General features: G+C 53.2%; 28 protein-coding genes and 1 riboswitch. All 28 genes read right to left on the bottom strand.

Annotated features, from left to right (window positions below; genetic code table 11):
• The 28 genes from KVT34_RS24545 to KVT34_RS24410 all read right to left on the bottom strand — a co-directional run bounded on the left by KVT34_RS24545 (position 1) and on the right by KVT34_RS24410 (position 24,017).
• Positions 1-1,629, bottom strand: a complete 1,629-nt coding sequence (locus KVT34_RS24545) for a complex I subunit 4 family protein (protein WP_217562042.1) — start codon at positions 1,627-1,629, stop codon at positions 1-3.
• Positions 1,619-3,493: an NADH-quinone oxidoreductase subunit L gene (gene nuoL, locus KVT34_RS24540; protein WP_217562041.1), complete on the bottom strand. Its 1,875-nt coding sequence runs from the start codon at positions 3,491-3,493 to the stop codon at positions 1,619-1,621. The genes KVT34_RS24545 and nuoL overlap by 11 nt, the downstream gene beginning before the upstream one ends.
• Positions 3,494-3,574: 81 nt before the next feature.
• Complete coding sequence (gene nuoK / locus KVT34_RS24535; protein ID WP_009676991.1) at positions 3,575-3,886, bottom strand: NADH-quinone oxidoreductase subunit NuoK; 312 nt, start codon at positions 3,884-3,886, stop codon at positions 3,575-3,577.
• A 1-nt stretch (position 3,887) separates the two neighbouring features.
• Positions 3,888-4,418, bottom strand: a complete 531-nt coding sequence (locus KVT34_RS24530; RefSeq protein ID WP_217562039.1) for an NADH-quinone oxidoreductase subunit J — start codon at positions 4,416-4,418, stop codon at positions 3,888-3,890.
• Complete coding sequence (nuoI, locus tag KVT34_RS24525; RefSeq protein WP_042233867.1) at positions 4,411-4,863, bottom strand: NADH-quinone oxidoreductase subunit NuoI; 453 nt, start codon at positions 4,861-4,863, stop codon at positions 4,411-4,413. The genes KVT34_RS24530 and nuoI overlap by 8 nt, the downstream gene beginning before the upstream one ends.
• Before the next feature lie 46 nt (positions 4,864-4,909).
• Positions 4,910-5,917, bottom strand: a complete 1,008-nt coding sequence (gene nuoH / locus KVT34_RS24520; protein ID WP_042233871.1) for an NADH-quinone oxidoreductase subunit NuoH — start codon at positions 5,915-5,917, stop codon at positions 4,910-4,912.
• Positions 5,917-7,014 (bottom strand): NADH-quinone oxidoreductase subunit D, encoded by a 1,098-nt coding sequence (locus KVT34_RS24515; protein ID WP_217562037.1) that lies wholly within the window; start codon positions 7,012-7,014, stop codon positions 5,917-5,919. The genes nuoH and KVT34_RS24515 overlap by 1 nt, the downstream gene beginning before the upstream one ends.
• A 4-nt stretch (positions 7,015-7,018) precedes the next feature.
• Positions 7,019-7,987: an NADH-quinone oxidoreductase subunit C gene (locus tag KVT34_RS32485; protein WP_217562035.1), complete on the bottom strand. Its 969-nt coding sequence runs from the start codon at positions 7,985-7,987 to the stop codon at positions 7,019-7,021.
• Positions 7,984-8,502, bottom strand: a complete 519-nt coding sequence (locus tag KVT34_RS24505) for a NuoB/complex I 20 kDa subunit family protein (protein WP_009676983.1) — start codon at positions 8,500-8,502, stop codon at positions 7,984-7,986. Before KVT34_RS24505 ends, KVT34_RS32485 begins: the two co-directional genes overlap by 4 nt.
• A complete protein-coding gene (locus KVT34_RS24500) occupies positions 8,487-8,852 on the bottom strand; it encodes an NADH-quinone oxidoreductase subunit A (protein WP_009677054.1) in 366 nt (121 codons plus the stop codon). The genes KVT34_RS24505 and KVT34_RS24500 overlap by 16 nt, the downstream gene beginning before the upstream one ends.
• Positions 8,853-9,043: 191 nt before the next feature.
• Entirely contained in the window at positions 9,044-9,448 is a 405-nt protein-coding gene (locus tag KVT34_RS24495; protein ID WP_103996916.1) for a F0F1 ATP synthase subunit epsilon, read from the bottom strand.
• 146 nt (positions 9,449-9,594) lie between these two features.
• Positions 9,595-11,004 (bottom strand): F0F1 ATP synthase subunit beta, encoded by a 1,410-nt coding sequence (gene atpD / locus KVT34_RS24490; RefSeq protein ID WP_217562033.1) that lies wholly within the window; start codon positions 11,002-11,004, stop codon positions 9,595-9,597.
• A 44-nt stretch (positions 11,005-11,048) separates the two neighbouring features.
• Positions 11,049-11,912: an ATP synthase F1 subunit gamma gene (atpG, locus tag KVT34_RS24485; protein ID WP_217562031.1), complete on the bottom strand. Its 864-nt coding sequence runs from the start codon at positions 11,910-11,912 to the stop codon at positions 11,049-11,051.
• Between the two features lie 48 nt (positions 11,913-11,960).
• Positions 11,961-13,475 carry a F0F1 ATP synthase subunit alpha gene (atpA, locus tag KVT34_RS24480; RefSeq protein ID WP_217562029.1) on the bottom strand — a complete coding sequence of 505 codons (1,515 nt, stop codon included), beginning with the start codon at positions 13,473-13,475 and terminating at the stop codon, positions 11,961-11,963.
• Between the two features lie 16 nt (positions 13,476-13,491).
• Positions 13,492-14,040 carry a F0F1 ATP synthase subunit delta gene (locus KVT34_RS24475; RefSeq protein ID WP_009677091.1) on the bottom strand — a complete coding sequence of 183 codons (549 nt, stop codon included), beginning with the start codon at positions 14,038-14,040 and terminating at the stop codon, positions 13,492-13,494.
• Positions 14,037-14,522, bottom strand: a complete 486-nt coding sequence (gene atpF / locus KVT34_RS24470; protein ID WP_217562027.1) for a F0F1 ATP synthase subunit B — start codon at positions 14,520-14,522, stop codon at positions 14,037-14,039. Before atpF ends, KVT34_RS24475 begins: the two co-directional genes overlap by 4 nt.
• 110 nt (positions 14,523-14,632) lie before the next feature.
• Positions 14,633-14,845, bottom strand: a complete 213-nt coding sequence (gene atpE / locus KVT34_RS24465; RefSeq protein ID WP_068777401.1) for a F0F1 ATP synthase subunit C — start codon at positions 14,843-14,845, stop codon at positions 14,633-14,635.
• Positions 14,846-14,951: 106 nt separating this feature from the next.
• Positions 14,952-15,731, bottom strand: a complete 780-nt coding sequence (gene atpB / locus KVT34_RS24460) for a F0F1 ATP synthase subunit A (protein WP_217562025.1) — start codon at positions 15,729-15,731, stop codon at positions 14,952-14,954.
• A 26-nt stretch (positions 15,732-15,757) separates the two neighbouring features.
• The gene (locus KVT34_RS24455; RefSeq protein ID WP_217562023.1) at positions 15,758-16,126 is read right to left on the bottom strand and encodes an ATP synthase subunit I; all 369 of its coding nucleotides are present in this window, start codon (positions 16,124-16,126) and stop codon (positions 15,758-15,760) included.
• Complete coding sequence (locus tag KVT34_RS24450) at positions 16,119-16,352, bottom strand: AtpZ/AtpI family protein (protein WP_217562021.1); 234 nt, start codon at positions 16,350-16,352, stop codon at positions 16,119-16,121. The genes KVT34_RS24455 and KVT34_RS24450 overlap by 8 nt, the downstream gene beginning before the upstream one ends.
• A 197-nt stretch (positions 16,353-16,549) precedes the next feature.
• Positions 16,550-17,686, bottom strand: coding sequence for a non-hydrolyzing UDP-N-acetylglucosamine 2-epimerase (gene wecB, locus KVT34_RS24445; protein WP_217562019.1), 1,137 nt, complete (start codon positions 17,684-17,686; stop codon positions 16,550-16,552).
• 24 nt (positions 17,687-17,710) lie between these two features.
• A complete protein-coding gene (gene upp / locus KVT34_RS24440) occupies positions 17,711-18,340 on the bottom strand; it encodes a uracil phosphoribosyltransferase (RefSeq protein ID WP_009676968.1) in 630 nt (209 codons plus the stop codon).
• 241 nt (positions 18,341-18,581) lie between these two features.
• A complete protein-coding gene (locus KVT34_RS24435; protein WP_217562017.1) occupies positions 18,582-19,832 on the bottom strand; it encodes a serine hydroxymethyltransferase in 1,251 nt (416 codons plus the stop codon).
• 102 nt (positions 19,833-19,934) lie between these two features.
• Complete coding sequence (locus KVT34_RS24430; protein ID WP_217562015.1) at positions 19,935-20,594, bottom strand: TIGR01440 family protein; 660 nt, start codon at positions 20,592-20,594, stop codon at positions 19,935-19,937.
• A 32-nt stretch (positions 20,595-20,626) separates the two neighbouring features.
• Positions 20,627-21,085: a ribose 5-phosphate isomerase B gene (rpiB, locus tag KVT34_RS24425; protein WP_042233906.1), complete on the bottom strand. Its 459-nt coding sequence runs from the start codon at positions 21,083-21,085 to the stop codon at positions 20,627-20,629.
• Between the two features lie 165 nt (positions 21,086-21,250).
• Positions 21,251-21,331, bottom strand: a riboswitch (ZMP/ZTP riboswitch).
• A gap of 100 nt (positions 21,332-21,431) precedes the next feature.
• Positions 21,432-22,013: a low molecular weight protein arginine phosphatase gene (locus KVT34_RS24420; RefSeq protein WP_217562013.1), complete on the bottom strand. Its 582-nt coding sequence runs from the start codon at positions 22,011-22,013 to the stop codon at positions 21,432-21,434.
• 96 nt (positions 22,014-22,109) lie between these two features.
• Positions 22,110-22,682, bottom strand: a complete 573-nt coding sequence (locus KVT34_RS24415; protein WP_042233910.1) for a manganese efflux pump MntP — start codon at positions 22,680-22,682, stop codon at positions 22,110-22,112.
• Between the two features lie 249 nt (positions 22,683-22,931).
• Positions 22,932-24,017: an L-threonylcarbamoyladenylate synthase gene (locus KVT34_RS24410; protein ID WP_217562011.1), complete on the bottom strand. Its 1,086-nt coding sequence runs from the start codon at positions 24,015-24,017 to the stop codon at positions 22,932-22,934.
• Positions 24,018-24,031 lie beyond the last annotated feature (14 nt).

Raw genomic sequence — 24,031 nt, 5'->3', positions numbered from 1 at the left:
CTATCCCCCTATCTTCCCAGCTAAGCTGTGAATCGTCTGATGAAACCCGTTTACCGTCTGCTGCAAAGGTTCGCTCAGTATACCCGGATACACGCCTAGCAGAAGGATAAAAGCGACCAGCGCAATCATCGGCACAGCTTCTATAAACCGGGCATCCGGCAGTTCCTTGAACCGTTCCGGCAGAGGTCCGTACGTCATCTTCATAACCCCTCGCAGCACATAAGCGGCCGTCAGGATAATGCCGACTGCACCTATAATCGTCAGTATCCGGGCCGTACCGAACAAGCCGATAAACGCCAGCAGTTCGCTCACGAAGCCGGAGAGCCCCGGCAGACCAAGGGAAGCAAGCCCGCCCACAAGCAGAATAGCGCTAAGAAAAGGCATGGATTTCGCCAGGCCGCCCAGCTTGCCTAGTTCGGTCGTAGAGGTCCGTTCGTAAATACTGCCGACGAGCAGGAACATGAGAGCGGAAATCAAGCCGTGAGAAACGAGCTGGAAAATCGCTCCCTGCATGCCGATCGGATTAAAGGCCGCGAGGCCCAGCAGCACAATGCCCATGTGACTGATACTGGAATATGCGAGCACTAGCCTGAACTCGTTCTGAACAAAAGCCAGCAGGGCTCCATACAAAATGTTGATGACACCCAGCAGAGCGAGTACCCATGCCCAATCCTGCGCTTGCGCCGGAAACAGCAGGATACCGAAACGGATGAGCCCGTATGCGCCCATTTTCAGCAAAATACCCGAGTGAATCATGACCACGGGAGGCGGAGCTTCCGTATGCACCTTGAGCATCCAGGTGTGAAACGGAAAAATCGGCAGCTTGATACCGAAAGCGATCAGCAGCATGATCAAGAGGACCGTTTTCATGCCCCCGCTCAAAAAGAACGGATTTGCCGCTTGAGGATTAGGCGACGCCTGATTCACCAGAGCGGCCGGGTCCTGCAGCAGGTTATGTACAATCGTCTGGATATCCCCGCTGTAGAATACGGTCAGTTGATTGCCCGCGATCTGCTGGGAAATCCCCGCCGTCGTCACAAGAATAACGAACGCGACAAGCATGATGGCCGAGCCGAGTCCGTTGTAAATCAGAAAGCGGCTGGCAGCCTTTTCCCGGTCTATGCGGCCCCAGATTCCGATCAGGAAAAACATCGGAACGAGGGTGATTTCGAAAAAGAGGAAGAACAGAAACAGATCCTGGGACGTAAACACGCCGAAAACGCCGACTTCCAGCAGCAGCAGCCAGATCGAGTAAGCCTTCCATCTTTTTTTGATGTAGATCGAGGCCAGGGCGGCCATGGTAAACACTAACGCGGTGAGGAAAACGAGCGGCATCGATAAACCGTCAACGGCCAGATGGTACTGAACGGTCCAGTAGAAGCTGGCGAGACCTTCGACCCCTTCTTTGTTGAGGGGGATGCGGATCCAGTCCAGCTGCTCTTTGAACTGCATCCCTGCCGCTCCGTTAGAATAAGCCGCATACAGCCATGCGCTGAGCAGAAGCGGGATTCCGGTGGCTGCCACGCACACGGCCTGGAGCGCTTTCTTGTTCTCCTTCGGCATAAAAAGAAGGACGAGTACGCCGAGCAGCGGGGAAAACACAATCAGACTAAGCAGGTTAGCCGACATGGATAAACCTCCTTCCGGCTACAGCAAGGATGAGAACAAGCAGGCCAAGCAGGGTGATCAGGCCGTAGGTCTGAACCTGGCCGTTCTGCAGCCGGGAGCCCGTTCGGCCCAGTCCGACAGCGGCTGCGGCTACGAGCCTGACGGCACCGTCCACGATAAACGTGTCTACGGCCTGCAACAGATATCCGATTCCCCGCAGCGGGAGGACAATGATCGTCTGGTAAATTTCGTCGATATAATATTTACGACGCACGAGATTATACAGCCACGGAAACTTTGCGGAGAACACAAAGCTTCCCGGCTTCCTTGCGTACAGCAGGTAGCCCAGAACGAGGCCTAGAACGCCCGCTGCCGTGGAGAGAAGCATCACGCTTGTGTGAACGGCCTCTTCTTCGGTCCTGCCTGTCAGCCAGTCGCCGAACCACCCGCTCCATGGGGTGTACAGAAAGCCGGCAAGAGCGGCGGGAACCGCCAGCAGAAGGAGCGGGAGCGTCATAGAGGCCGGGGATTCGTGAACCTCTTGGCCGCTGCGCGATTTGCCCCAGAATACCAGGAAAAAGAGCCGGGCCATATACAAGGCCGTAAAGAAAGCGCCGACGATGCCGACCCAGAACAGCAACGAATTCGTCTCATAAGCCTGGGATAGAATCGCGTCTTTAGACCAAAAACCGGAGAACGGAGGAATTCCGGACAAAGCCAGCGTACCGACCGCGAAGGTCCACGCCGTAATCTTCATCCTTCCTCCGATGCCGCCCATTTTGGTAATATCCTGCGTATGCACGGCATGAATAACGCTGCCCGCACCCAGAAACAGGAGAGCTTTAAAGAACGCATGCGTGAACAAATGGAAGATTCCCGTCGTATACGTAGCGCTCACTCCAAGCGCCATCATCATATACCCCAGCTGGGATACGGTCGAATAGGCTAAAATCCGCTTGATATCGTTCTGCGCCGTTCCGATTGTCGCTGCGAAAATCGCCGTAAAACCCCCGACATAAGCGACGATCTGCATAGCCGTATCCGATGCGAGGAAAACATCGAACGTACGGGCGACCAAATAAACTCCGGCCGCCACCATAGTCGCCGCATGTATAAGCGCACTGATCGGAGTAGGGCCTTCCATCGCATCGGGCAGCCAGGTATGCAGAGGGAATTGACCCGATTTGCCCATGGCTCCCATAAAGAAGAGAAGCGCGATCCAAGTTGCTGCGGGGCCTTCCACCTGACCGCTTGTAAACGCGTTTTGTACCGAATTAAAATCCAGCGCATGACCCGGCATGCTCCAAAACAGAAGCAGAATTCCGATAAACAACCCGAAATCGCCGATTCTTGTCACGATAAAAGCTTTTTTTGCGGCAGCCTTAGCCTCAGGCTTCGTATACCAGAATCCGATCAGCAGGAACGAACAGACTCCGACAAGTTCCCAAAATAGATAAAACTCCACCAGGTTGACCGAAATAACCAATCCCAGCATCGCAAAAGAAAAGAGCGCTATGTAACTGAAAAACACATGCATCCGTTCGTCGTCTTTCATATATCCGATCGAATAGATATGGACCAGCAACGACACGAGCGTGACAACAATAAGCATGATCGCGTTTAAATTATTGACCTCGAAGCCCAGGCTCACCGCAAAATCGCCCACCCGCAGCCACTGGAAACCGTTCCAGGTGTAGTCTTGAACGCCTTTTCCAAGTCTCTCGATAAGAATGAGAAGGGCCACGACAAACGAAGCTAAGATGGCGGCCGTACTCAAATACTGACCTGTTCTTCTTGCCGACCTGCCCGAAGCGGTTATCAGAACATAGGCCAGGAGCGGAAACAACGGGATGAGCCAGGCATATTGCGAATAAACGGAAATCATATTTTCCTTTCCTCCTTCAAGGCCATGACGTTAGACAGCTCTGCCAATCAAAGTTGAGGATAAGAGCCGCACCATTCGCCGCTAATGCTTCATGGAGTTCATTTCATCCACGTTGCCCGTTCCCTTATTGCGGTAGAGAGCGATCAGGATAGCGACGCCAACAGCCGCTTCCGCTGCCGCTACCGTGATGGTGAACAAGGAAAAAACTTGCCCGGTCAGCGCAGGCTGCGCGCCCATTTTGGCGAATGCGACCAGATTCAGGTTCACGGCGTTGAGCATCAGCTCGATGGAGAGGAGAACGATGACACCGTTCCTCTTGGACAATGCCCCGTACAAACCGATACAGAACAAAATGGCCGCCAGAGTCAGATAAGGAGTCACGACACTTGTCACGTTAGTCCTCCTCTCTTTTGGCAACGACAATCGCTCCGATAAAGGCGACAGTCAGCAGCACGGACATAATTTCGAACGGAATGACGTATTCGTTGTACAGCAGTTTTCCGATCTCAAGCGTATTATCCTGCCCGGTCTGAAGAGAGCCTGCGGCCGACGGAAACGTCGTATTTTGAATCGCATAGAAAAGGATGCCGAAGAGTCCCAGTGACCCGATACCGAGCAGAATCTTCTGAACCGGCCCGCTCTTGGCCTTCTCTTCAGCCCGGTGGTTGGTCATCATAATGCCGAAAATCATCAGAATCGAGATGGCTCCCGCATAGATCAGAATCTGGACAAAACCGACAAACTCCGCTTCCAGCAGCACATACAGCCCGGCCAGACTCACGAATGTAAAGGCAACGGACAGCACCATATGAACCACTTTCGTGAAGGTGATCATATAGATGGCGCCCCCGATCGCACAGATGGCAAACAGAAGGAACCACCAGTTCTCCCCCTGCGACAAAAAGCTTCCTAAACCGCTAAACATCCTTCTTCGCGCCTCCTTTGGGAAGGGCGGAGTTGTTTTCTTTACGCACCAGCGTGTTGTTGTCCGTGAGCCACTTCATATCTTTAAACAGCTCGTCACGGCTGTAGGCGCTCAATTCAAAGTGGTTGGTCATCACAATCGCTTCGGTCGGACAAACTTCCGTGCAGAGATCGCAAAGGATGCAGATTTCAAAATTGATATCGTAGGTGTCGATAATTTTGCCCTTTTTGTCGGGATCGGGATTGGGTTTCCCCGTCAGGGTAATACACTCCGTGGGACACACTTTCGCGCACATATTGCAGACAATACATTTGTCCGGTTCGAAATGCTGGATTCCCCGGAACCGGTCCGGCATTTGCAGGGGCACATCGGGATAAGCGTAGGTCACTTTTTTCTGGGTCATCGTTTTGAGTGTAACGCCTAATCCTTTGATAAGACCTTTCACTGGCCCTCTCCTCCTTTTACGACTTCATAGAACGGCAGCGGCCGCGTTACCCGGTAAGACCCATGTAGAGAGCCGTTATAAAAATATTGAGCAGCGCCAGAGGCAAAAGAACCTTCCAGCCGAGTCCCATTAGCTGGTCAATCCGGATTCGGGGCAGAGTCGCCCTGATCCAGAAAAAGAAGAAGACAATGAACGAGAATTTAAGCAGAAACCAGACAATGCCCGGAATAAAGGCGAGAAAAGCAAACGGGGCGTGCCAGCCGCCCAGGAAAAGGACCGTCGTTAAAGAAGCGATCGCAAAGACGTACACATATTCCGCGAGCATGAAGAAAGCGAAACGAAACCCGCTGTATTCGACATGATAGCCCGCTACAAGCTCCGATTCGGCTTCCGGCAGGTCAAACGGGGTGCGGTTCAGCTCGGATACGCCCGCAATGACGAAGACGATAAAACCGACGATCTGAGGGAGAAAGTTCCAGTTCCAGAAGTTATCGCCCTGGGCTTCCACGATTTTATGAAGGTTCAAAGTGCCGGTCATCATGATAACCCCGATCACCGAAATAACGAGAGGAACCTCGTAGCTGATCATTTGAGCGGCTGACCGCATGCCGCCGAGCAGGGCATATTTGTTATTGGAAGCCCAACCGCCAAGAATCATTCCCAAGGTGGAGATACCCGACAGCGCTACATAATAAAGGAGACCGACATCCAGATCGGCATGAATGAGATTCGCGGTGAACGGAATCGTCGCTACAACGACGAACGCCGGGATAAACGTAAGCACAGGCGCGAGAATGAACAGCTCCCGGTCCGCTTTGCGCGGAATGGTATCTTCCTTGATGAGCAGTTTAAACACGTCAGCGACCGTTTGCAGCAGTCCCAGCGGTCCTACACGATTTGGGCCGTATCTCCCCTGCATCCAGCCGATGACTTTTCGCTCGAAGTAGATGGCATACGTTACGAATCCCAGGATGATAAGAAGCAGCACAACGCCGTAGGCCGCGAAAATAAGCCCCGTCGTCCATGTCAGCGGCTGTCCGACCAGATCCAGCATCAGCCGTCCACCTCCCCTACAACGATATCAATCCCGCCGAGAATAGTAATCAGGTTCGTCATAGTTTCCCCGACCAGCAGCTTCGGTAAAATTTGAAGGTTCACGAAGGAGGGGCGGCGGAATTTTAGCCGGAACGGTTCGGGCCGCCCTTTGGACATGATAAAACAGCCGATTTCCCCCCTCGGCGATTCGATCGGCGCATAAATATCGCCTTCCGGCGGCTTGATGACCCGAGGGGCTTTTCCCATCGTATCGCCTTCGGGAATCTGATCCAGCGCCTGCTCGATGATGCGCAGGGATTGAACGATCTCTTCCATTCTAATGAGATAACGGTCGTAACAGTCACCATTGGTTCCCACCGGTACGTCAAAATCGAAACGGTCATATATGGAGTAAGGCTGATCCTTACGCAAGTCCCATTTGACTCCGGTACAACGCAGGTTCGCCCCGCTTAATCCGTAAGCGATAGCCGTATCGGCATCGTAACGGCCTACGCCTTTGATCCGAGCGAGAAAAATTTCATTTCCGCTGACAAGACGGTCATACTCTTCCAGCTTACTCTTCATGTAAGGGATAAATGCCCGGATTTTGTCCAGCCAGCCTTCCGGGGCATCCCATTTGACCCCGCCGACACGCATATAATTGTAGGTAAGTCTGGCCCCGCACAGCTCGTTGAAAAAGTCGATAATCATTTCCCGGTCGCGGAACGCATAAAGAAACGGGCTCATCGCCCCGATATCGAGCAAATAAGTTCCCCACCAGACCAGATGACTGGCGATCCGCTGAAGCTCCATAACCAGAATACGCAAATACTCGGCTCTTTCCGGTATCTGCAGGCCAAGCATCCGTTCGACCGCGTTGACCAGCACATAATTGTTGGTCATGGCCGAAACGTAGTCCATCCGGTCCGTATAAGGAATGATTTGAGTGTAATTGAGATTTTCCGCAAGCTTCTCGGTACCTCGGTGCAGGTAACCCATGACCGGGATCGCCTCGCGGATGATCTCTCCGTCCAGCTTGACGATAATCCGGAATACCCCGTGGGTACTCGGATGCTGAGGCCCTACGTTAAGCAGCAGTTCTTCTGTCCGTAACAAAACGCTACACCTCCGGGTCGTACGCTTCGTAATCTTTGCGCAGCGGGTGGCCGACCCACTCGTCCGGCATCATGATGCGCGTCAGGTTGGGATGGCCGGGAAAATCAATGCCCAGCAGGTCATAGATTTCCCGCTCGTTCCAGTCCGCGGTCGGCCATACGGAAGCGACGGAGGGAACGGACGGAGCCTCCCGCTCTGTGCGCACGCGGACTCCGTATTCTTTGCGCAGCGGGATAGAGAGCAGATGGTAAACCACTTCCAGCTGGTTGCCGAGGTCTACGCCGCTCACGCTGCGCAGGTAGCCGCACTGCAGCTCCTCGTGCTGCAGGAAGACCTCCGCGGCACGCACCCAGTGCTCGCCGCGGATAACCACGAAGGGACGGTGGCCATCGTTCTCGTTGATGAACGCTTCATCAACGGCGTCCCCGGCCACCTCTCCCTTCAAGATCTCGACCAGCCGGTCCAGCAGCGGCTGGTTCGGGGACGGCGGCTTCGGCGGAGCATCCTCCGCCGGAGCCGCGGTTTTGGCGGCGCGGGCAGCCGCCCGGGCTGCGCGAGCTTCTGCGGCGGCTTTCGCTTTGTCGCCGCCGTCCTCGGCCGCTGCTCCCTCAGTCGGGGCAGCGCTGTTCGCCGCGGCCGGAGCGGTGCCCCCGGCTTCAGCGGCCGCGGCGCTTCGCGCTGCCGCACGGTCCGGGCGCTGCGCAGCACCGGACGCCGGGGTGGTCTCCGGCGCTGATTCGCCGGTGCCCGCCGCCGAGGCGCTCTGCTCGGACGAGCCGGCCGGAGGCGTCGTGCCGTCCCCCACTGATCCTGCGCTCCCTGAACCAGTATGTAACTTGTCATGCTCTTCTTTCGACAAAATCCCTTGTTTTTCCTTATATTCAATTGTATTCGCTTCCAAATTTTCGTCTGATTTTGTCGGTTTTGACTGAAAATCAGGCTCCTGCGGATTTTCCTTTTCCTTATCGGTCACAGGTTCGTCACCTGCTTTCCGGTTTTCGCCTCGTAACGGATTTTCTCCTGAAGCTTATTGATTCCGTAAATCAATGCCGCCGGATTCGGCGGGCAGCCTGGAATATACACATCAACCGGAACCACTTGATCGACGCCTTTTACAACTGCATAAGATTTTACGTACGGACCGCCTGCCGTAGCGCAGGACCCCATCGCAATGACCCATTTCGGTTCCGGCATCTGATCGTACAGACGACGCAGCAGCGGAGCCATTTTCTTAGTCACCGTGCCGGCCACGATCATCACATCGGATTGACGGGGAGACGTCCTGAAAATAACGCCAAAACGGTCCAGATCATAATGCGACGCGCCCGTTCCCATCATTTCGATGGCACAACAGGCGAGACCGAAAGTGAGCGGCCACAAGGAGTTGCTTCTTGCCCAGGCTTTGACCTGCTCCAGGGTTGTCATAAACACATTGCGATCCAGTTCAGCACGATCCTCCGGAGTTATCGACTCTAAATTGAAGTCCATTGCAGCACCTTCTTCTTCCAAGCATAGAGTAACCCGACACCGAGAAGCAGGACAAAAATACACATTTCCACCAGTGCAAACAGCCCCAGCTTGTTATACGCCACGGCCCACGGATACAAAAATACGGTTTCCACATCGAAAATGACAAACATTAAGGCGAAAAGATAATACCGGATATTGAACCTGACCTGACCTTCCCCTACCGGCTCATTTCCGCTTTCGTAAGTGGTTGCCTTGTCTTCGTTCGGCTTGTTGGGTCTAAGCCATCTGCCGATCGTAAGAGCTGCAACCGGAAGCAAGATGCCGAGTGCGACGAAAATGGCTACGATCACATACTTTACCGCGTACATCTGCTTGAAATCGCCTCCATTTTCATAAGAAATCTTGAATCATCTCATAAAATTTGGTAATGTAATGCCTTTCCAATTATAGCATACGCTCAAAAAATGTGTCTAATGAAAATGATTTTAGATGTAAGCGTATACTTTCTCGAGAAAATAAAAAAACAGAAGACGCATAAACGTCCTCTGTTTCTTCTTGCTTATTTTTGCTCGTAAACCCCGATCCGGTTCAACGCCCGTTTAAGAGAAAGCTCGGCGCGCTGGAAATCAGCTTCGTCTTTCTTACCCGTTAAACGTTTCTCGGCGCGTTCCTTCGCAGACTTCGCACGTTCGATGTCAATGTCGCCAGGCAGTTCCGCACTTTCCGCCAGGATGACAACCTTATCTTTGCGCACTTCCATGAAACCGCCGTTCAAAGCGACGATATCTTGTTTGCCATTCTCAAGCTTGATCGTGGCGGGTGCGATTTTCAAAGGTGTCACAAACGGAATGTGGTTCGGAAGAATGCCAAGTTGGCCTTCGATGCCGTCGACACTTACCATGTGAACATTCTGGGTATATACGATGCGCTCCGGAGTTACAATTTCCAAAAGGAAAGTACTCACGCTCATTCCTCCCCAGAACTTTCGCTAGAAAGTTCGTTCGCTTCGTAAGCTTTTCACCTTATCCAAGAGAGGCGCTCTGCGAGAGGTTTCTCTCGGACTCGGATCAAACCCGGGAAAGCAGGCAAACGCCTGCATGACCCGATTGCTTATACCATCGTTCTTGCCTTTTCAACGGCCTCATCAATCGAACCTACGTTAACGAAAGCTGCTTCCGGCAGGTCGTCATGCTTGCCGTCAAGCAGTTCTCTAAAGCTGCGCACGGTTTCTTTAACCGGGCAGTAGAGACCTGGCATACCGTTAAACGCTTCGGCAACGTGGAGCGGCTGGGACAGGAAGCGTTCTACGCGTCTTGCGCGGTTAACGGCAACCTTGTCATCCTCGCTCAACTCGTCCATACCGAGGATGGCGATAATATCTTGAAGTTCTTTGTAACGCTGAAGCAGACGCTTAACGCCTTGTGCCACTTCATAGTGCTCTTCGCCTACTACCTGAGGAGTCAGGATACGGGAAGAGGAGGCAAGCGGATCAACGGCCGGGAAGATACCTTTCGCGGCAATGGAACGCTCGAGGTTAGTCGTTGCGTCCAAGTGGGCAAACGCGGTTGCCGGAGCCGGGTCAGTATAGTCATCCGCCGGTACGTAGATCGCTTGAATCGACGTTACGGAACCTTTGGTTGTGGAAGTAATACGCTCTTGAAGTTGACCCATTTCGGTTGCCAGCGTAGGCTGGTAACCTACCGCGGACGGCATACGTCCGAGGAGGGCGGAAACTTCGGATCCCGCTTGTGTGAAACGGAAGATGTTGTCGATGAACAGAAGTACGTCACGGCCTTCTTCATCACGGAAATACTCGGCCATAGTCAGACCGGAAAGGGCAACACGAAGACGCGCGCCTGGAGGTTCGTTCATTTGACCGAATACCATTGCGGTCTTGGCGATAACGCCGGAATCACTCATCTCGTGATAAAGGTCGTTACCTTCACGTGTTCTTTCACCTACGCCCGCAAATACGGAGATACCGCCATGCTCCTGCGCGATGTTATGAATAAGCTCTTGCATGGTTACGGTTTTACCTACACCCGCACCACCGAAGAGACCGATCTTTCCGCCCTTCATGTAAGGAGCAAGAAGGTCGATAACCTTGATACCCGTTTCCAGCATCTCGGCTTGAGTCGTCAGATTGACGTACTCAGGAGCTTGCTTGTGAATCGCGGATGTCAGGGTCCGGTCCGCAGGACCTTTACCGTCGATCGGATCGCCCAGTACGTTATATACACGACCCAGCGTAGCAGGACCGACCGGTACGGAGATAGCGGCACCCGTATCGATAGCTGCCATTCCACGCACGAGTCCGTCCGTAGAAGACATAGCTACACAGCGTACTTGGTTGTCGCCGAGGTGTACGGCAACTTCAACTGTCACTTCGCTGTTTTCTTGATCAGCGGATTGAGCAGTTTTTTGAATTTTAATGGCATTCAGAATCTCGGGCAGATGTCCACGTTCGAACTCGATGTCGACTACCGGTCCCAAGACCTGAACAACACGTCCTTTGCTCATTGTATTTCCCTCCTGTACTCAAATGCTTAGTTCCGCACTGCGCATTAGTTCAATGCGTTGGCACCAGCAACAATCTCCGAGATTTCCTGGGTAATTGCCGCCTGACGTGCACGGTTGTAGGAAAGTGTAAGCTCTGCAATCATCTTCGTCGCATTCTTCGTCGCGCTACCCATAGCGGTCATACGCGCGCCGAATTCGCTCGCTTTGCTTTCCAGCACGGCGCTGAAAATGACCGTTTCCGCATACTTCGGAAGCAGTACTTCCAGAACGCCTTCGGCGGAGGGCTCATATTCGTAGGAAGAGACAGCGCTGCTGCCGGACTCCGGCTGCTCGAGCGGCAGCAGTTTTTTCTCAACCGGCGTTTGCGTAATTGCGTTATGGAACTGGTTGTAATAGACGTACAGCTCGTCGTAATTGCCGTCGATGAAGTTCTGCACAGCGGACGAAGCGAGCTGCTTGATATCGGCGAACGTCGGAGTATCGCTGAGGCCAGTGACTTCGTCAAAGACCGGGATGTTTCTCCGCTTGAAGAAATCCCTGCCTTTGCGGCCGACAACGAAAACCGCATATTCATCCGTAGATTTATGGCGTTCACGAATAGCATTTAACGCCTTCCGAAGCACGTTGGCGTTAAAACCGCCAGCGAGTCCGCGGTCTGAAGTCAAGACCAGATATCCCGTGCGTTTGACTTCACGAACCTGCAGCATCGGATGCTGAACGCCCTTCGAGCCTGCAGCCACACTAAACACCACTTCGCGGATCTTATCCGCATAAGGGCGGGAAGCCTCCGCATTGGTTTGAGCGCGCTTCAGTTTGGAAGCCGCCACCATCTCCATTGCTTTAGTGATCTGCATTGAGCTCTGTTTGCTCTTAATCTGACGCTTAATCTCGCGTATACCCTTAGCCATACCGTTTCACCCCCTGCAGCTTGATTATGGAATCGCAAATTCTCATAATTATCCGGATACCGAGAATCCTTTACGGAATGTCTCGATAGCTGCAACCAGCGCTTTTTCCGTGTCGGAAGTAAGATCCTTCGTGTCGCGGATGGAGCTGGCGATTTCCGGTTTGTTGGCATCGAGGTATGCAAGGAATTCTTTTTCGAAACGGGTAATGTCTTTAACCGGCAGTTCGTCCAGGAAACCTTTAGTAGCGGCATAGATGCTGATAACCTGTTTTTCGAAAGGCATCGGCTCGTTGATACCCTGCTTCAGGATTTCCAGTGTACGCTCACCACGGTTCAGACGGGAAAGCGTTGCTTTATCAAGGTCGGAACCGAACTGCGAGAAAGCAGCCAATTCGCGATATTGTGCAAGGTCAGTCTTCAGGGTACCGGCAACTTTCTTCATGGCTTTCACTTGAGCGGAGCTACCTACACGGGATACGGAGATACCCACGTTGATGGCCGGACGCTGACCGGAATAGAACAGGTCGGATTCCAGGAAGATTTGACCGTCCGTAATGGAAATAACGTTGGTCGGAATGTATGCCGATACGTCACTCGCTTGAGTTTCGATGAATGGAAGCGCCGTGATGGAGCCTCCGCCCAGCTCGTCGTTCAGCTTAGCTGCACGCTCAAGCAAACGGGAGTGAAGATAGAATACGTCACCCGGATAAGCCTCACGGCCCGGTGGACGACGGAGGAGCAGGGAAAGCTCACGATAAGCGGCAGCTTGTTTGGACAGATCGTCATAAACGATCAGGACATGCTCGCCTTTGTACATGAAGTATTCGCCCATTGCGCAGCCGGAATAAGGAGCCAGGAAGAGCAATGGAGCCGGTTCGGATGCACTCGCGGTTACGACGATCGTGTAATCGAGAGCGCCGTTGCGGCGGAGTGTATCCACTACGTTGGAAACGGTGGACTGCTTTTGACCGATGGCCACGTAGATACATTTCACGCCGTTGCCTTTTTGGTTGATGATCGTATCGATGGCAATCGCCGTTTTACCGGTTTGACGGTCACCGATGATCAGCTCACGCTGGCCGCGGCCGATCGGTACAAGCGCGTCAATCGCCTTGATACCGGTCTGCATAGGCTCGTGTACGGATTTACGCGCCATAACGCCAGGAGCCGCGGATTCAACCGGACGGTATCCGGAAGCTTCGATCGGTCCTTTGCCGTCAATCGGCATACCCAGTGCGTTAACAACGCGGCCGAGCAGCGCTTCGCCTACAGGTACCTGCATAATGCGGCCTGTACGCTTAACTTGGTCACCTTCGCGGATGTCCGAGTACGGTCCGAGAATGATGATACCTACATTGTTTTCTTCCAGGTTCTGCGCCATGCCCACAACGCCGTTGGCGAACTCGAGAAGCTCACCGGCCATGACGTTCTCCAAGCCGTGCACACGAGCGATACCGTCACCGATAGTGATAACCGTACCGACTTCAACGACTTCCAGATCTGCTGTATAATTTTCGATTTGCTGCTTAATCAGCGTGCTGATTTCATCAGGTCTGATACTCAACGAACCTCACCCCTATCTACATTGCTTGAGCTTGTTTCAGCGATTTTTCCAAACGTTCGAGTTTGCCAGCCAAACTGCCATCGTATAGACGGTCACCGATCCGAACAGTAATGCCGCCAAGCAAGCTCGGGTCGACTACCGTCTGTACACGAATTTGTTTGCCGGTCATACGGCTAAAGTTGTCTGCAATTTCCTTGACTTGTACTTCAGACAGCGGCAGAGCTGTGTAAATCGTAGCGTCTGCCTGGCCAAGCGACTCGTTGGAAATCTGAACAAAGTCGGACAGTACAATAGGAAGCAGGGATTGCCGTCTTCTATCGATCAGGAGTTTAATCGTATTCATAACGAGCGGAGAAATCCGATCCGCAAAGATGTTCGACAAAAGCTGACGTTTCGCAGGCACGTCGATATTCGGATGATCCAGAACGCTGCGCAGTTCCGCATGATCCTGGATCGTCTGAACAATCTCGGTCAGTTCAGTTTCAACTTGAGCGACCGTGTTCTGCTCCTTCGCAGCTTCAAAAAGTGCTTTCGCATATCTTTTCGCTACCACGATGTCACTCATTTAGATCCCCCTACCTCATTCAGGTAATGGTTCACCAATTCTTCCTGTGACTTTTCGTCAACTTGCTTTTCAATAATTTTAGAAGCGATCATAACGGACATAGCGCTAACTTGCCCGCGCAGTGCTGCAACCGCTTTGTTTTTCTCGCTTTCGATCTCGCGTACCGCTTCTTCTTTCACGCGGTCCGCTTCACTTTTCGCTTTATCGACGATTTCTTCGGCTTGCTTGGAGCTCGTCAATTTAGCTTGCTCGATCATTTGGTAAGCTTCTTTACGTGCCTCTTGAATTACCTGCTTCTGTTCTTCGAGCATTTGCTCGGCTTGAACACGACTTGCGTCAGCAGAGTTCATCTGGTCGGCAATCAGCTTTCTGCGCTCTTCCATCGTTGCGAGCAACGGACCGAAGGCGTATTTGTTGAGCAGCCAGTATAGAATTCCGAACGCGATAAGCGCGAATACGAACGATTCCCAATTCCAAGACATTCGAGTCACTCCTTTCCGTAACTGTGTACTGGGGCGATTCTTCAAGAACCTAATTCATAGCGAAGGCGCGGATGGCTCAGGCCTTCCCCGCCCAACCGAGGCTATGCGAATTAGCTGAAGAAAATCAGGAAGCCCAGAACGACACCGATAATCGGAACAACCTCGACGATACCAACACCGATAAACATAGTTGTTTGCAGAGTACCGCGAAGCTCAGGTTGACGAGCGATACCTTCTACTGTCTTGCTTACGATCAGACCGTTACCAATACCAGCGCCAAGTGCGCCCAAACCGATTGCTAATGCTGCTGCCAGGAATTCCATGAAAAATTTCCTCCTCAGAAAATAGGTTTTGTACCTGTAATGTGTATATGGATCCCACGCCTTGCGGAAGCCGCGCAGAGCTGCTAATCGCAGCTGAGCCGATCATTTAGTGATCTTCATGATGAACGGTAGCTTGGGAAATGTAAACCATGGTAAGAATGGTGAACAAGAATGCCTGGATGGCACCTACGAAGATACTGAAGCCCTGCCAAGCGGCGAGCAGCGGTATCCCTACAACACCCAGCATCATAATGGTGGAGATCAGAACCTCACCCGCAAAGATGTTCGCGAACAAACGAAGAGCAAGCGTCAACGGCTTGGAAAGCTCTTTAATGATGTTCAGCGGCAGGAAGAACCAGAACGGCTCAAAGTAATGCTTCAGATAATGTTTCGTGTTCTGTGTCAAACCGAGTGTATTCGTCATAACAAACACCATCAGGGCGAGTGCGGACGTTACGGAAAGGTCGGCTGTCGGTGATTTCCACCAAGCCACAGAAGCATGCTTGCCTGCTTGCTCCAACTCATGAATACGGGCATCCGTCAGCACTTGCTGACCGAACAGCGTAAACCCCTGAGTATGGTCGGTTACGATACCGAATGGGAGACCGAGAAGGTTGGAGACAAAGATAAACATAATTAATGTCAATCCTAACGAAATGTAGGACTTTGCCTTGCTGAGCGGCATCGTACTCGCAATCGTGTTATGAACGAACTCAACGACCCATTCCATAAAGTTTTGCATTTTGGAAGGTTTGTCGACGGACAGGTTCCGCACGGACAGAAGAGCCAGGACTAAAACAACCACGCAGGATACGATAATCGCCAAAAAGGTTGAAATGTCAATATCGATACCATTTTCGAAGTGTAGCACGGGAAACTCATGCATTTTCCAATTTCACCCCTTTCCATGCATTACGGTTTGTGTGGACGACTCAAAATGCCGACTAGCAAAAGTATAAATGGAACCAAAAAGCAACCAATAATGGTTGAGGCGATATCAAGGTGTTGTGGAAATTTAAGCGCAATCATAACAGCAAGGAGCACTGTAGCCAGACGGCTTAAAAATCCGAGACTCATGCGCTGTGCGCCCCGCTCCGCAACGGTTTTGCCGATCAAATCGACTCTGCGCTGAAGGAGCAAAGCATTGATGCCGCTTGCAATAGCACCTACCAATAATCCTGCAGCTACCGTGCGTACGGAAGGGACAAGCGCCCAGACCAGTAAACATACGGCGAGAAGCAGAAATGCGATACGCATAGCTTTCTTGAGCAGGTCATTCATCGGGTTCCTCCAGAAACTTCTTAAGCAGCATGATGACCGTAGCGATCCCCGCGAAGAGACCGAGCATCACGCCTGCTACTATCCAGCTTCTCGGACCGCCAAAACGCTGGACTGCGAAGTTCGCGGCGAAGTAGCCGAGCATGGTACAGATAGCGATATCAAGCCCGAGTGCGCCTACAAGGCCGGCCGCCCTCCAAGGATTATCGCGGTTTCCTTTGTTTTTCATGGCTTTGACCCCTATCAATCCTCATATATTGTATCGGAGCAAAGTCTACTTTGTCAATTCGTATAAAATCAAACATTTCGTGAACAGTACTGCCGAAATCCCTTGTATATCAAGGGATTTCGGCATTTAAAACCAAACAGTGGAACTGTACAGTGTGACCTTTGTCATTGCATCGTCACAATGTCGAAAGAGATGCGTTAAAAAGAGTCCGGTTTTTCCGTTTTATAGCCGAAATGGTGTAGGATTCCCTGCACGATTCTGCGGGAAGCTTGTCCGTCTCCGTAAGGGTTCGCAGCGCCCTTCATGCGATCATACGTTTGCGGATCGGTGAGCAAAGCGCGTGCACGCTCGTAAACTTTCTGTCCGTCCGTACCAACAAGCTCCAAAGTACCGGCTTCCACGCCTTCCGGACGTTCCGTAGTGTCACGAAGCACCAGGACAGGTACACCGAACGACGGAGCTTCTTCTTGAAGACCGCCGGAATCCGTCAGGATCATGTAAGCGTGAGGGTAGAAGTTATGGAACTCGAACACGTCGAGCGGATCGATCAGCTTAATTCTCGGGTGGTTGCCCAGAATCTCATAAGCCGGTTCCTTAACGGCCGGGCTCGGATGAACCGGATACACGATGGCAACATCTTCGAATTCGTCCGCAATGCGCTTGACCGCGTTGAAGATCTGGCGGTGCGGCTCGCCCTGCGCTTCCCTGCGGTGGGCCGTCATCAGGATGAGACGCTTGCCCTCCGCCCACTCCAGGACCGGATGGTGGAAGTCCTTCTTCACCGTGTACTGGAACACGTCCGTAACGGTGTTGCCCGTAACATAAATCGAATCTTCCGATTTATTTTCTTTGCGCAGATTGCCAGCCGACCAATTGGTCGGAGCAAAATGCAGATCTGCGAGAACGCCCGTCAACTGACGGTTCATCTCTTCCGGATACGGCGACATCTTGTTCCAGGTTCTCAGGCCCGCTTCCACATGGCCGACTTTGATTTGCTGCAAGAAGGCCGCATAGCTGGCAAGGAAGGTGGTCAGCGTATCGCCGTGTACCAGAATCAGGTCCGGCTTCGCTTCCCGGAAAACGGGCTCCAGGCCTTGAAGAACCCGGATGGTGACTTCGTTGAGTGTTTGACGGTCTTTCATGACGTTGAGGTCGAAATCTGGCTGGATGTTGAACAACTCAAGCACCTGATCCAGCATTTGACGATGCTGGGCCGTTACGGCCACGAGTGATTCAATCTGTTCCGGATGCTTCTGAAGCTCCAAAATAAGCGGAGCCATCTTGATGGCTTCCGGTCTTGTACCGAAAATCGTAATGACTTTCAACCTTTTCATGAACGTACGTCCCTCCAAAATACTTTATTTCGTACCGAATAAACGGTCGCCCGCGTCTCCCAGACCGGGAATGATGTACCCATGATCGTTCAAATAATCGTCGATAGCGGCCACATAGATGTCAATGTCCGGATGCTCTTTCTGGACGGCTTCGATACCTTCCGGAGCGGCGATCAGACACATCAGCTTGATTTGTACGCATCCGCGGTTTTTCAAAGCAGTGATAGCCAGGTTAGCGGAACCGCCCGTCGCCAGCATAGGATCCACGACGATCAATTCTCTTTCCTGTACATCTGTGGGTAATTTCACATAATACTCGACAGGTTGGAGCGTCTCAGGGTCCCGATACAACCCGATATGGCCGACTTTCGCGGCCGGAATCAGATTCAGAATCCCGTCCACCATGCCGAGTCCCGCGCGGAGAATCGGAATAATGCCGAGCATACGTCCGGAAATAATCCGGCAGTCTGCAGTCGCTACAGGCGTTTTGACCTGGATGTTCTCCAACTGGATATTACGCGTAATCTCGTACGCCATCAAAGTGGCGACTTCATCCACCAATTCACGGAAATCCTTGGTTTTCGTATTTACATCTCTTATGTATGTGAGTTTGTGCTGAATCAAGGGGTGGTCGCAAATGAACACCTTACTCATAGTATTCCTCCCGAATATCGATCTGGCTGATCTGGATGTCTTTCCAACTTTCCACAAACCTCGTTCATTATATCATATGTCTGTTTATATATCCTCCCCAAAAAGCACACTCCCTTATGACAAGAATCCGCTTTTGTATGAACAATCCGCCCTCTTTTTTTTCATAAAAAAAGGAACCCTTTGCGGGTTCCCGTATTCACTAACTACTCTGCTGGAAAGCAGATTGTTTTATAGGAAAGAATTAATATTCCAATCCCGTGTACAGCGGGAATTTGGAAGTAACTTCTTTAACGAGTTGGCGGGCTTGCTCGTGAACGGATGAATCGCTCGGATTTTTAAGCGTCATGGCGATAATTTTGGCGATTTGCTTCATGGCTTCCGTATCCATTCCACGGGAAGTCGCGGCAGGCGTACCGATACGGATACCGCTGGTTACGAACGGGCTGGTCGGATCGAACGGGATCGCGTTCTTGTTAACGGTCACGCCCACTTCATCAAGAAGATGCTCGGCGTCTTTGCCTGTGATGTTCAAGCTGCGCGTGTCGATCAAGATCAGGTGATTGTCCGTACCGCCCGAAACGAGGTTGATGCCTTCGGCCGTCAAGCCTTCAGCCAGCGCTTTGGCATTATCAATAACGTTCTTGCCGTACGTTTTGAAGTCGGCTTGCAGGGCTTCTCCCAGCGCAACGGCTTTAGCGGCGATGATGTGCATCAGAGGTCCGCCTTGGGAACCCGGGAATACGGCTTTGTCGATTGCGGCAGCCCATGGCTTGCGGCACAGAATCAAACCGCCGCGCGGTCCGCGAAGCGTTTTGTGAGTCGTTGTCGTGACGAAATGGGCATGCGGAACCGGGTTCGGATGCAGACCTGCCGCAACAAGACCCGCGATGTGAGCCATATCGACCATAAACAGGGCGCCTACTTCGTTCGCGATTTGGCCCAGCTTCTCGAAATCAATGATGCGCGGGTAAGCACTTGCTCCTGCAACGATCATGCGTGGTCTGTGTTTGAACGCGGCTTTACGGACATCGTCGTAATCGATGCGGGAATCCTGTTCGCTTACGCCGTAAGCTACGAAATTATAAAGGATACCGGACGCGTTGACGGGGCTGCCGTGTGTCAAGTGTCCGCCATGCGCCAGGTTCATACCCAGAACGGTGTCGCCAGGCTTAAGCGCAGCCAGATAAACGGCCATATTCGCTTGAGCGCCGGAGTGAGGCTGTACATTGGCATGCTCGGCCCCGAAAAGTTCCTTCGCGCGGTCACGCGCGATATCTTCGACGATATCGACATACTCGCAGCCGCCGTAATAACGCTTGGACGGGTAACCTTCCGCGTATTTGTTCGTCAGCACGGTGCCCATAGCTTCAAGAACTGCCTGGCTTACAAAGTTTTCGGAAGCGATCAGCTCGATTTTGTCGCGTTGACGGCCAAGCTCCAAGTTCATAGCCTCAACGATTTTCGGGTCCTGTTTACGCAAAAATTCTACCATCTGTAACAACCTCCCATGGATTTAAAATCAAAATCAGTTTCGCTTTGTACGAGCCGGATAAACAGGAAAAAAGATTCCACGTTTACCACGGCTCCAGACGCATTATTCGCAGTTGTCGCTGTCTGCCGAACTTCCCGGACTTGTCCGGGGAGATGCAGCAGCGCCGGGGAATACGGGAATGCCCGGGCTCTCCGGGACAGCTTCGTACACTGCCCGCTGCCCGCCGATCAGCTTCGGACGCGTATATGCCATCGTCACGTGTGCCTCGCCCACCCGTTTCACGGGCGGACGCACAGGGACGGCTACCCGGCGGAGATGCATGCCGATCAGCGTGTCGCCGATGTCGATGCCCGCATGAGCGGCGATCTCTTCCACGACGCAGGCGCGCTCCAGGTGCCGGTAAGCATGGGCGGCCATTGAGCCGCCGGCCTTGGGCACCGGCACTACATTCACCGGCTCCAGCCGGGCGTCTTGCTCCACCAGCGCTTCTTCGACGACAAGCGCGCGGTTTAAATGCTCGCAACACTGGAAGGCGAGCCGCAGCCCGTGTTCTTCCGCCACCCGGACAGCGGCGGTGAAAATGCGCTCGGCCGCTTCCGGCGTACCGGACGTGCCGATTCTCTGGCCACGGACCTCACTTGTCGAGGTACCGAAAACGACGATTTGGCCGGGCCTTAAGCCGCCGGCTTCGATCAGCGCCCGGAAATTGGCCTCGACAGCAGGCCCTATTCCGTCCAGCCAGGCTTGCTCACCGTCATTCATACGATCACCTCCATTTATTAAAATAGAGCTCCTTACGGATGAATCGTATTTTTCTCTTCCAAAAGCTTCACTTTTTTCAGGCGATTCTCATGACGTTCGCCGTGCGAAAATTCGGTCTCAATCCAGATCTTGACGATTTCCTGCGCCACGCCGGGTCCGATTACGCGTTCTCCCATAGCAAGCACATTCGTATCGTTGTGTTCCCGGGTTGCTTTCGCGGAGAACATATCGTGCACAAGCGCGCAGCGGATGCCCGGCATTTTGTTGGCGGCAATGGTCATGCCGATGCCTGTACCGCAAATCAGAATACCTTTGTCCGCCTGCCCGTTAAGCACCATATCGCAAACCGGAACGGCGTAGTCCGGATAGTCGACCGATTGTTCACAGTTGCAGCCGACATCCTTCACTTCATGACCTAACGATTCCAGGTAAGGAACGATAACATCTTTAAGCCGGTATCCGGCGTGATCGGCGCCAATTGCAATTTTCATTGAAAAGCCCTCCTCGGGTGGGAATAAACTGCGTTTGGCTCTATTATAACCCAAACCGATCAGACGAAGAAAAAAAACGGCAAATTCCGACTTTACCTGCACCTGTAAACCGCTATGAGACAATGAAAAAAAGAGCATGACACGCGTGTAAATACGCATGTACTGCTCTTTTGCCCAGGCGACCGGCCGTATACCCCGATGCTCCACTGTGGTTACACCCACTCGTCGCCAGTTACATCGGGTCTTCTTTTATGCCCCTATCTTACCGTATTCCCGCAAAACTGTAAAGCCGCTAAAAAATGAAGATTATGTTAGCCACCAAAGGGTACTGCGGCCGTCGGTACGCTCATCGGCTTTCCTTTATCTTTTGAACCAGTTTAACGAGTGCTTCCTCGATTTCTTCCGCCGTATGACGGTAAAGCTCCAACGAGCCGCCGAAAGGATCGGAAATATCGTAATTCGGAAGTTTCTTTTCCAGGTGTATGAGTCTCGTCCGTTCTTCTACCGTAATTTCTTCGGAAAGGGCATGCTTGACCTGCACTTCAGCGATCAACCGCTCCCATTCCTCGGCAGCCGACACGACTTCGGGATCGTCTTCCACAAATTCCTTCAATGTATGTGTTTTATCCGCCGCCTGCGGGAACCGCTGAATCACGGCGCGTTTATGGTCTTGTGTCATCGTTAAGATAAGATCGGCCCAATCCACGTCTGCGGATCTGAGAAGACTGGAGCTGATGGAGGCTTCACAGCCTTTTTCACGCAAAACAGAGGAAGATTGCCGGGAAATCGGACTTCCGTCGGAAGCAAAAACCCCTGCGGAACGGATATGGACTTCCAGGTTATCCTGCTGGGCCATATGGCGCAGAATCCCTTCAGCCAGCGGGCTTCGGCATGTATTTCCGGTACAGACAAAAAGGATCTGTTTCATGTTCCGTCTACCTCCCTACAGAGTATTCGAATGAGTTGAGTTGTTCCGCTCTCTATTATTGTACCGCTTTTTTGAAATCAAGAACACTTTACAACTTTACAGCAGAAATCTCAGACCGAACAACAGCAAAATCACCCCGCCCAGCGCCTCTCCGTACTCACCGATCCAGCTTCCCACGTGACGCCCCAGCATAAGCCCCAGAATCGACATGCCTCCGCCGAGCAATCCGAAAAGCAGCACCGTCAAAACCACATCCGTTGCGAAAATACCAAGCGAAACCCCTACCGAAAAAGAATCGACGCTCACGCTTAACGCGAACAAGGTCATTCCCCAAAAGGTACGATGGTCGAAAGCGGGATTATCTTCTCCTCGGAAAGAGCTGTAAATCATATGGGATCCGAGCAAAATCAGCAGACCGCCCCCGGCCGCCACGGCAACCTGTCCGAGTAAATTTCCGAGGTAGTGGCCCGCATACATGCCGAGCAGCGGCATGAGGATATGAAAAAGACCGATCACAATGCTGATTTTAAGAATATGCAGCAGGCGTATACCCCTCATTCCGATTCCAATCCCTAAAGAAAACGCGTCAAAACCAAGCGCAATAGCCATGATGAAAATCGTCACCAGTTGGCCCCATACGAAAGATGACACGCCCGCCAGTGCCGCCATTGGTATTTCCCCCTGTCCGCTTTTTCTCTCTCAAGATATGCGGACAAACCGGGAAACATGCTATGGACTTGTACTTGCCGGCATAACGGTACAGGCGGGTAATCTGTGGGCGGCATTCGAGCTGAAAAGGATACTTGGCCTTCCGGAACTTTTGCACCTTGGCGACGCTTCGGCATACGGCACGTTTCCGCTTGTACGGATCAAACAGCCCGAAAGCGTTTCAGCGTGTACCGATGCCCCTTCTGCCGCTTATACGCGGATGACTTCCTGACCCGCCGCTTTCAGCAGCCGGTTCATGACAGCGCGGCCTATTCCCGTGTCGGGGCAGCCTTCCGCGAGAATATACGTCGCTCCCTCGCGGTCGAACTGCCGGAGCGCGGCATACAGCCCGCGCGCGATCGTCTCCGGCTCGGCCAGACGGCCGGAGGAGACTACGGCGTCCGCGTGATGCAGACCGCGGCGCTCGTCATAGGTGAGCACTCCCGTGCGCTCACCGCGGGACTTGGCGGCGTCCAGGTCACGCCGCATCCACTCGGCGACGGCCTTCGGATCGTCGCCCAGTACCACGCGCATGCTCCCCTTCGGGGCATAATGCGCGTACTTCATGCCGGGAGCCCGCGGCGTCCCGGCCGGTTCCTCGGTGCGCGCGGGTTCGCGCACCGGCACGTCCGGCAGCGCCTCGCGCAGCTGCTCGGCCGTCACCCCGCCGGGGCGCAGGATGTAGATCGCCCCGGACGCCCACTCCACGACGGTCGACTCTACGCCGACGCCCGTCGGGCCTCCGTCGACGATGCCGCCGATTCGTCCGCCGAGATCATCGGCGACGTGTTCCGCCGTCGTCGGGCTGGGTCGCCCCGAGCTGTTCGCGCTCGGGGCCGCAACCGGGCAGCCTGCGGCGCGCAGCAGCGCCAAGGCGACCGGATGGTCGGGGATGCGGACCCCGACGGTTGACAGCCCCGCCGTCACGAGCGGGGAAACCGTGCCCGCGCGGACCGGCACGATGACCGTCAGGGGCCCGGGCCAGAAGACATCCATGAGCCTGCGCAAGGGCTCGGCCGGCGTCCCCTCGGCGAATGCGTCCATTTGGGAGCGGTCCGCGATGTGGACGATCAGCGGGTTGTCCGACGGACGGCCCTTGGCCCGGTAAATGCCTTCGACCGCAGCGGAATCGGTCGCATCCGCTCCTAAGCCGTATACCGTCTCCGTCGGAAACGCTACGGTCTCTCCTTGGACGAGAAGCCCGGCAGCTTCGGCAATCGCTTTATCTGCCGTTTCTCTTATTCCCGTCCCCGTTCCGGCTTCATCGTGAATCTTCCATAGTTTAGTCGTTGTCAAAGCTGTTCACCCTT

Origin of the sequence: Paenibacillus sp. GbtcB18, assembly GCF_019091125.1 — a bacterium.
Taxonomy (GTDB): Bacteria; Bacillota; Bacilli; order Paenibacillales; family NBRC-103111; genus Paenibacillus_F; species Paenibacillus_F chitinolyticus.
Note: the sequence above shows the minus strand (reverse complement) of the source record. Positions and strands in the feature narration are given on the sequence as shown.

Bases quoted from the DNA above. Each gene is read 5' to 3' on its own strand.
- KVT34_RS24545 (WP_217562042.1), bottom strand. From the start codon at position 1,629: ATGTCGGCTAACCTGCTTAGTCTGATTGTGTTTTCCCCGCTGCTCGGC.
- nuoL (WP_217562041.1), bottom strand. From the start codon at position 3,493: ATGATTTCCGTTTATTCGCAATATGCCTGGCTCATCCCGTTGTTTCCG.
- KVT34_RS24530 (WP_217562039.1), bottom strand. From the start codon at position 4,418: ATGTTTAGCGGTTTAGGAAGCTTTTTGTCGCAGGGGGAGAACTGGTGG.
- nuoH (WP_042233871.1), bottom strand. From the start codon at position 5,917: ATGCTGGATCTGGTCGGACAGCCGCTGACATGGACGACGGGGCTTATT.
- KVT34_RS24505 (WP_009676983.1), bottom strand. From the start codon at position 8,502: ATGGACTTCAATTTAGAGTCGATAACTCCGGAGGATCGTGCTGAACTG.
- KVT34_RS24500 (WP_009677054.1), bottom strand. From the start codon at position 8,852: ATGTACGCGGTAAAGTATGTGATCGTAGCCATTTTCGTCGCACTCGGC.
- atpD (WP_217562033.1), bottom strand. From the start codon at position 11,004: ATGAGCAAAGGACGTGTTGTTCAGGTCTTGGGACCGGTAGTCGACATC.
- atpG (WP_217562031.1), bottom strand. From the start codon at position 11,912: ATGGCTAAGGGTATACGCGAGATTAAGCGTCAGATTAAGAGCAAACAG.
- KVT34_RS24475 (WP_009677091.1), bottom strand. From the start codon at position 14,040: ATGAGTGACATCGTGGTAGCGAAAAGATATGCGAAAGCACTTTTTGAA.
- atpF (WP_217562027.1), bottom strand. From the start codon at position 14,522: ATGTCTTGGAATTGGGAATCGTTCGTATTCGCGCTTATCGCGTTCGGA.
- atpE (WP_068777401.1), bottom strand. From the start codon at position 14,845: ATGGAATTCCTGGCAGCAGCATTAGCAATCGGTTTGGGCGCACTTGGC.
- atpB (WP_217562025.1), bottom strand. From the start codon at position 15,731: ATGCATGAGTTTCCCGTGCTACACTTCGAAAATGGTATCGATATTGAC.
- KVT34_RS24455 (WP_217562023.1), bottom strand. From the start codon at position 16,126: ATGAATGACCTGCTCAAGAAAGCTATGCGTATCGCATTTCTGCTTCTC.
- KVT34_RS24450 (WP_217562021.1), bottom strand. From the start codon at position 16,352: ATGAAAAACAAAGGAAACCGCGATAATCCTTGGAGGGCGGCCGGCCTT.
- wecB (WP_217562019.1), bottom strand. From the start codon at position 17,686: ATGAAAAGGTTGAAAGTCATTACGATTTTCGGTACAAGACCGGAAGCC.
- upp (WP_009676968.1), bottom strand. From the start codon at position 18,340: ATGAGTAAGGTGTTCATTTGCGACCACCCCTTGATTCAGCACAAACTC.
- KVT34_RS24435 (WP_217562017.1), bottom strand. From the start codon at position 19,832: ATGGTAGAATTTTTGCGTAAACAGGACCCGAAAATCGTTGAGGCTATG.
- KVT34_RS24430 (WP_217562015.1), bottom strand. From the start codon at position 20,594: ATGAATGACGGTGAGCAAGCCTGGCTGGACGGAATAGGGCCTGCTGTC.
- rpiB (WP_042233906.1), bottom strand. From the start codon at position 21,085: ATGAAAATTGCAATTGGCGCCGATCACGCCGGATACCGGCTTAAAGAT.
- KVT34_RS24420 (WP_217562013.1), bottom strand. From the start codon at position 22,013: ATGAAACAGATCCTTTTTGTCTGTACCGGAAATACATGCCGAAGCCCG.
- KVT34_RS24415 (WP_042233910.1), bottom strand. From the start codon at position 22,682: ATGGCGGCACTGGCGGGCGTGTCATCTTTCGTATGGGGCCAACTGGTG.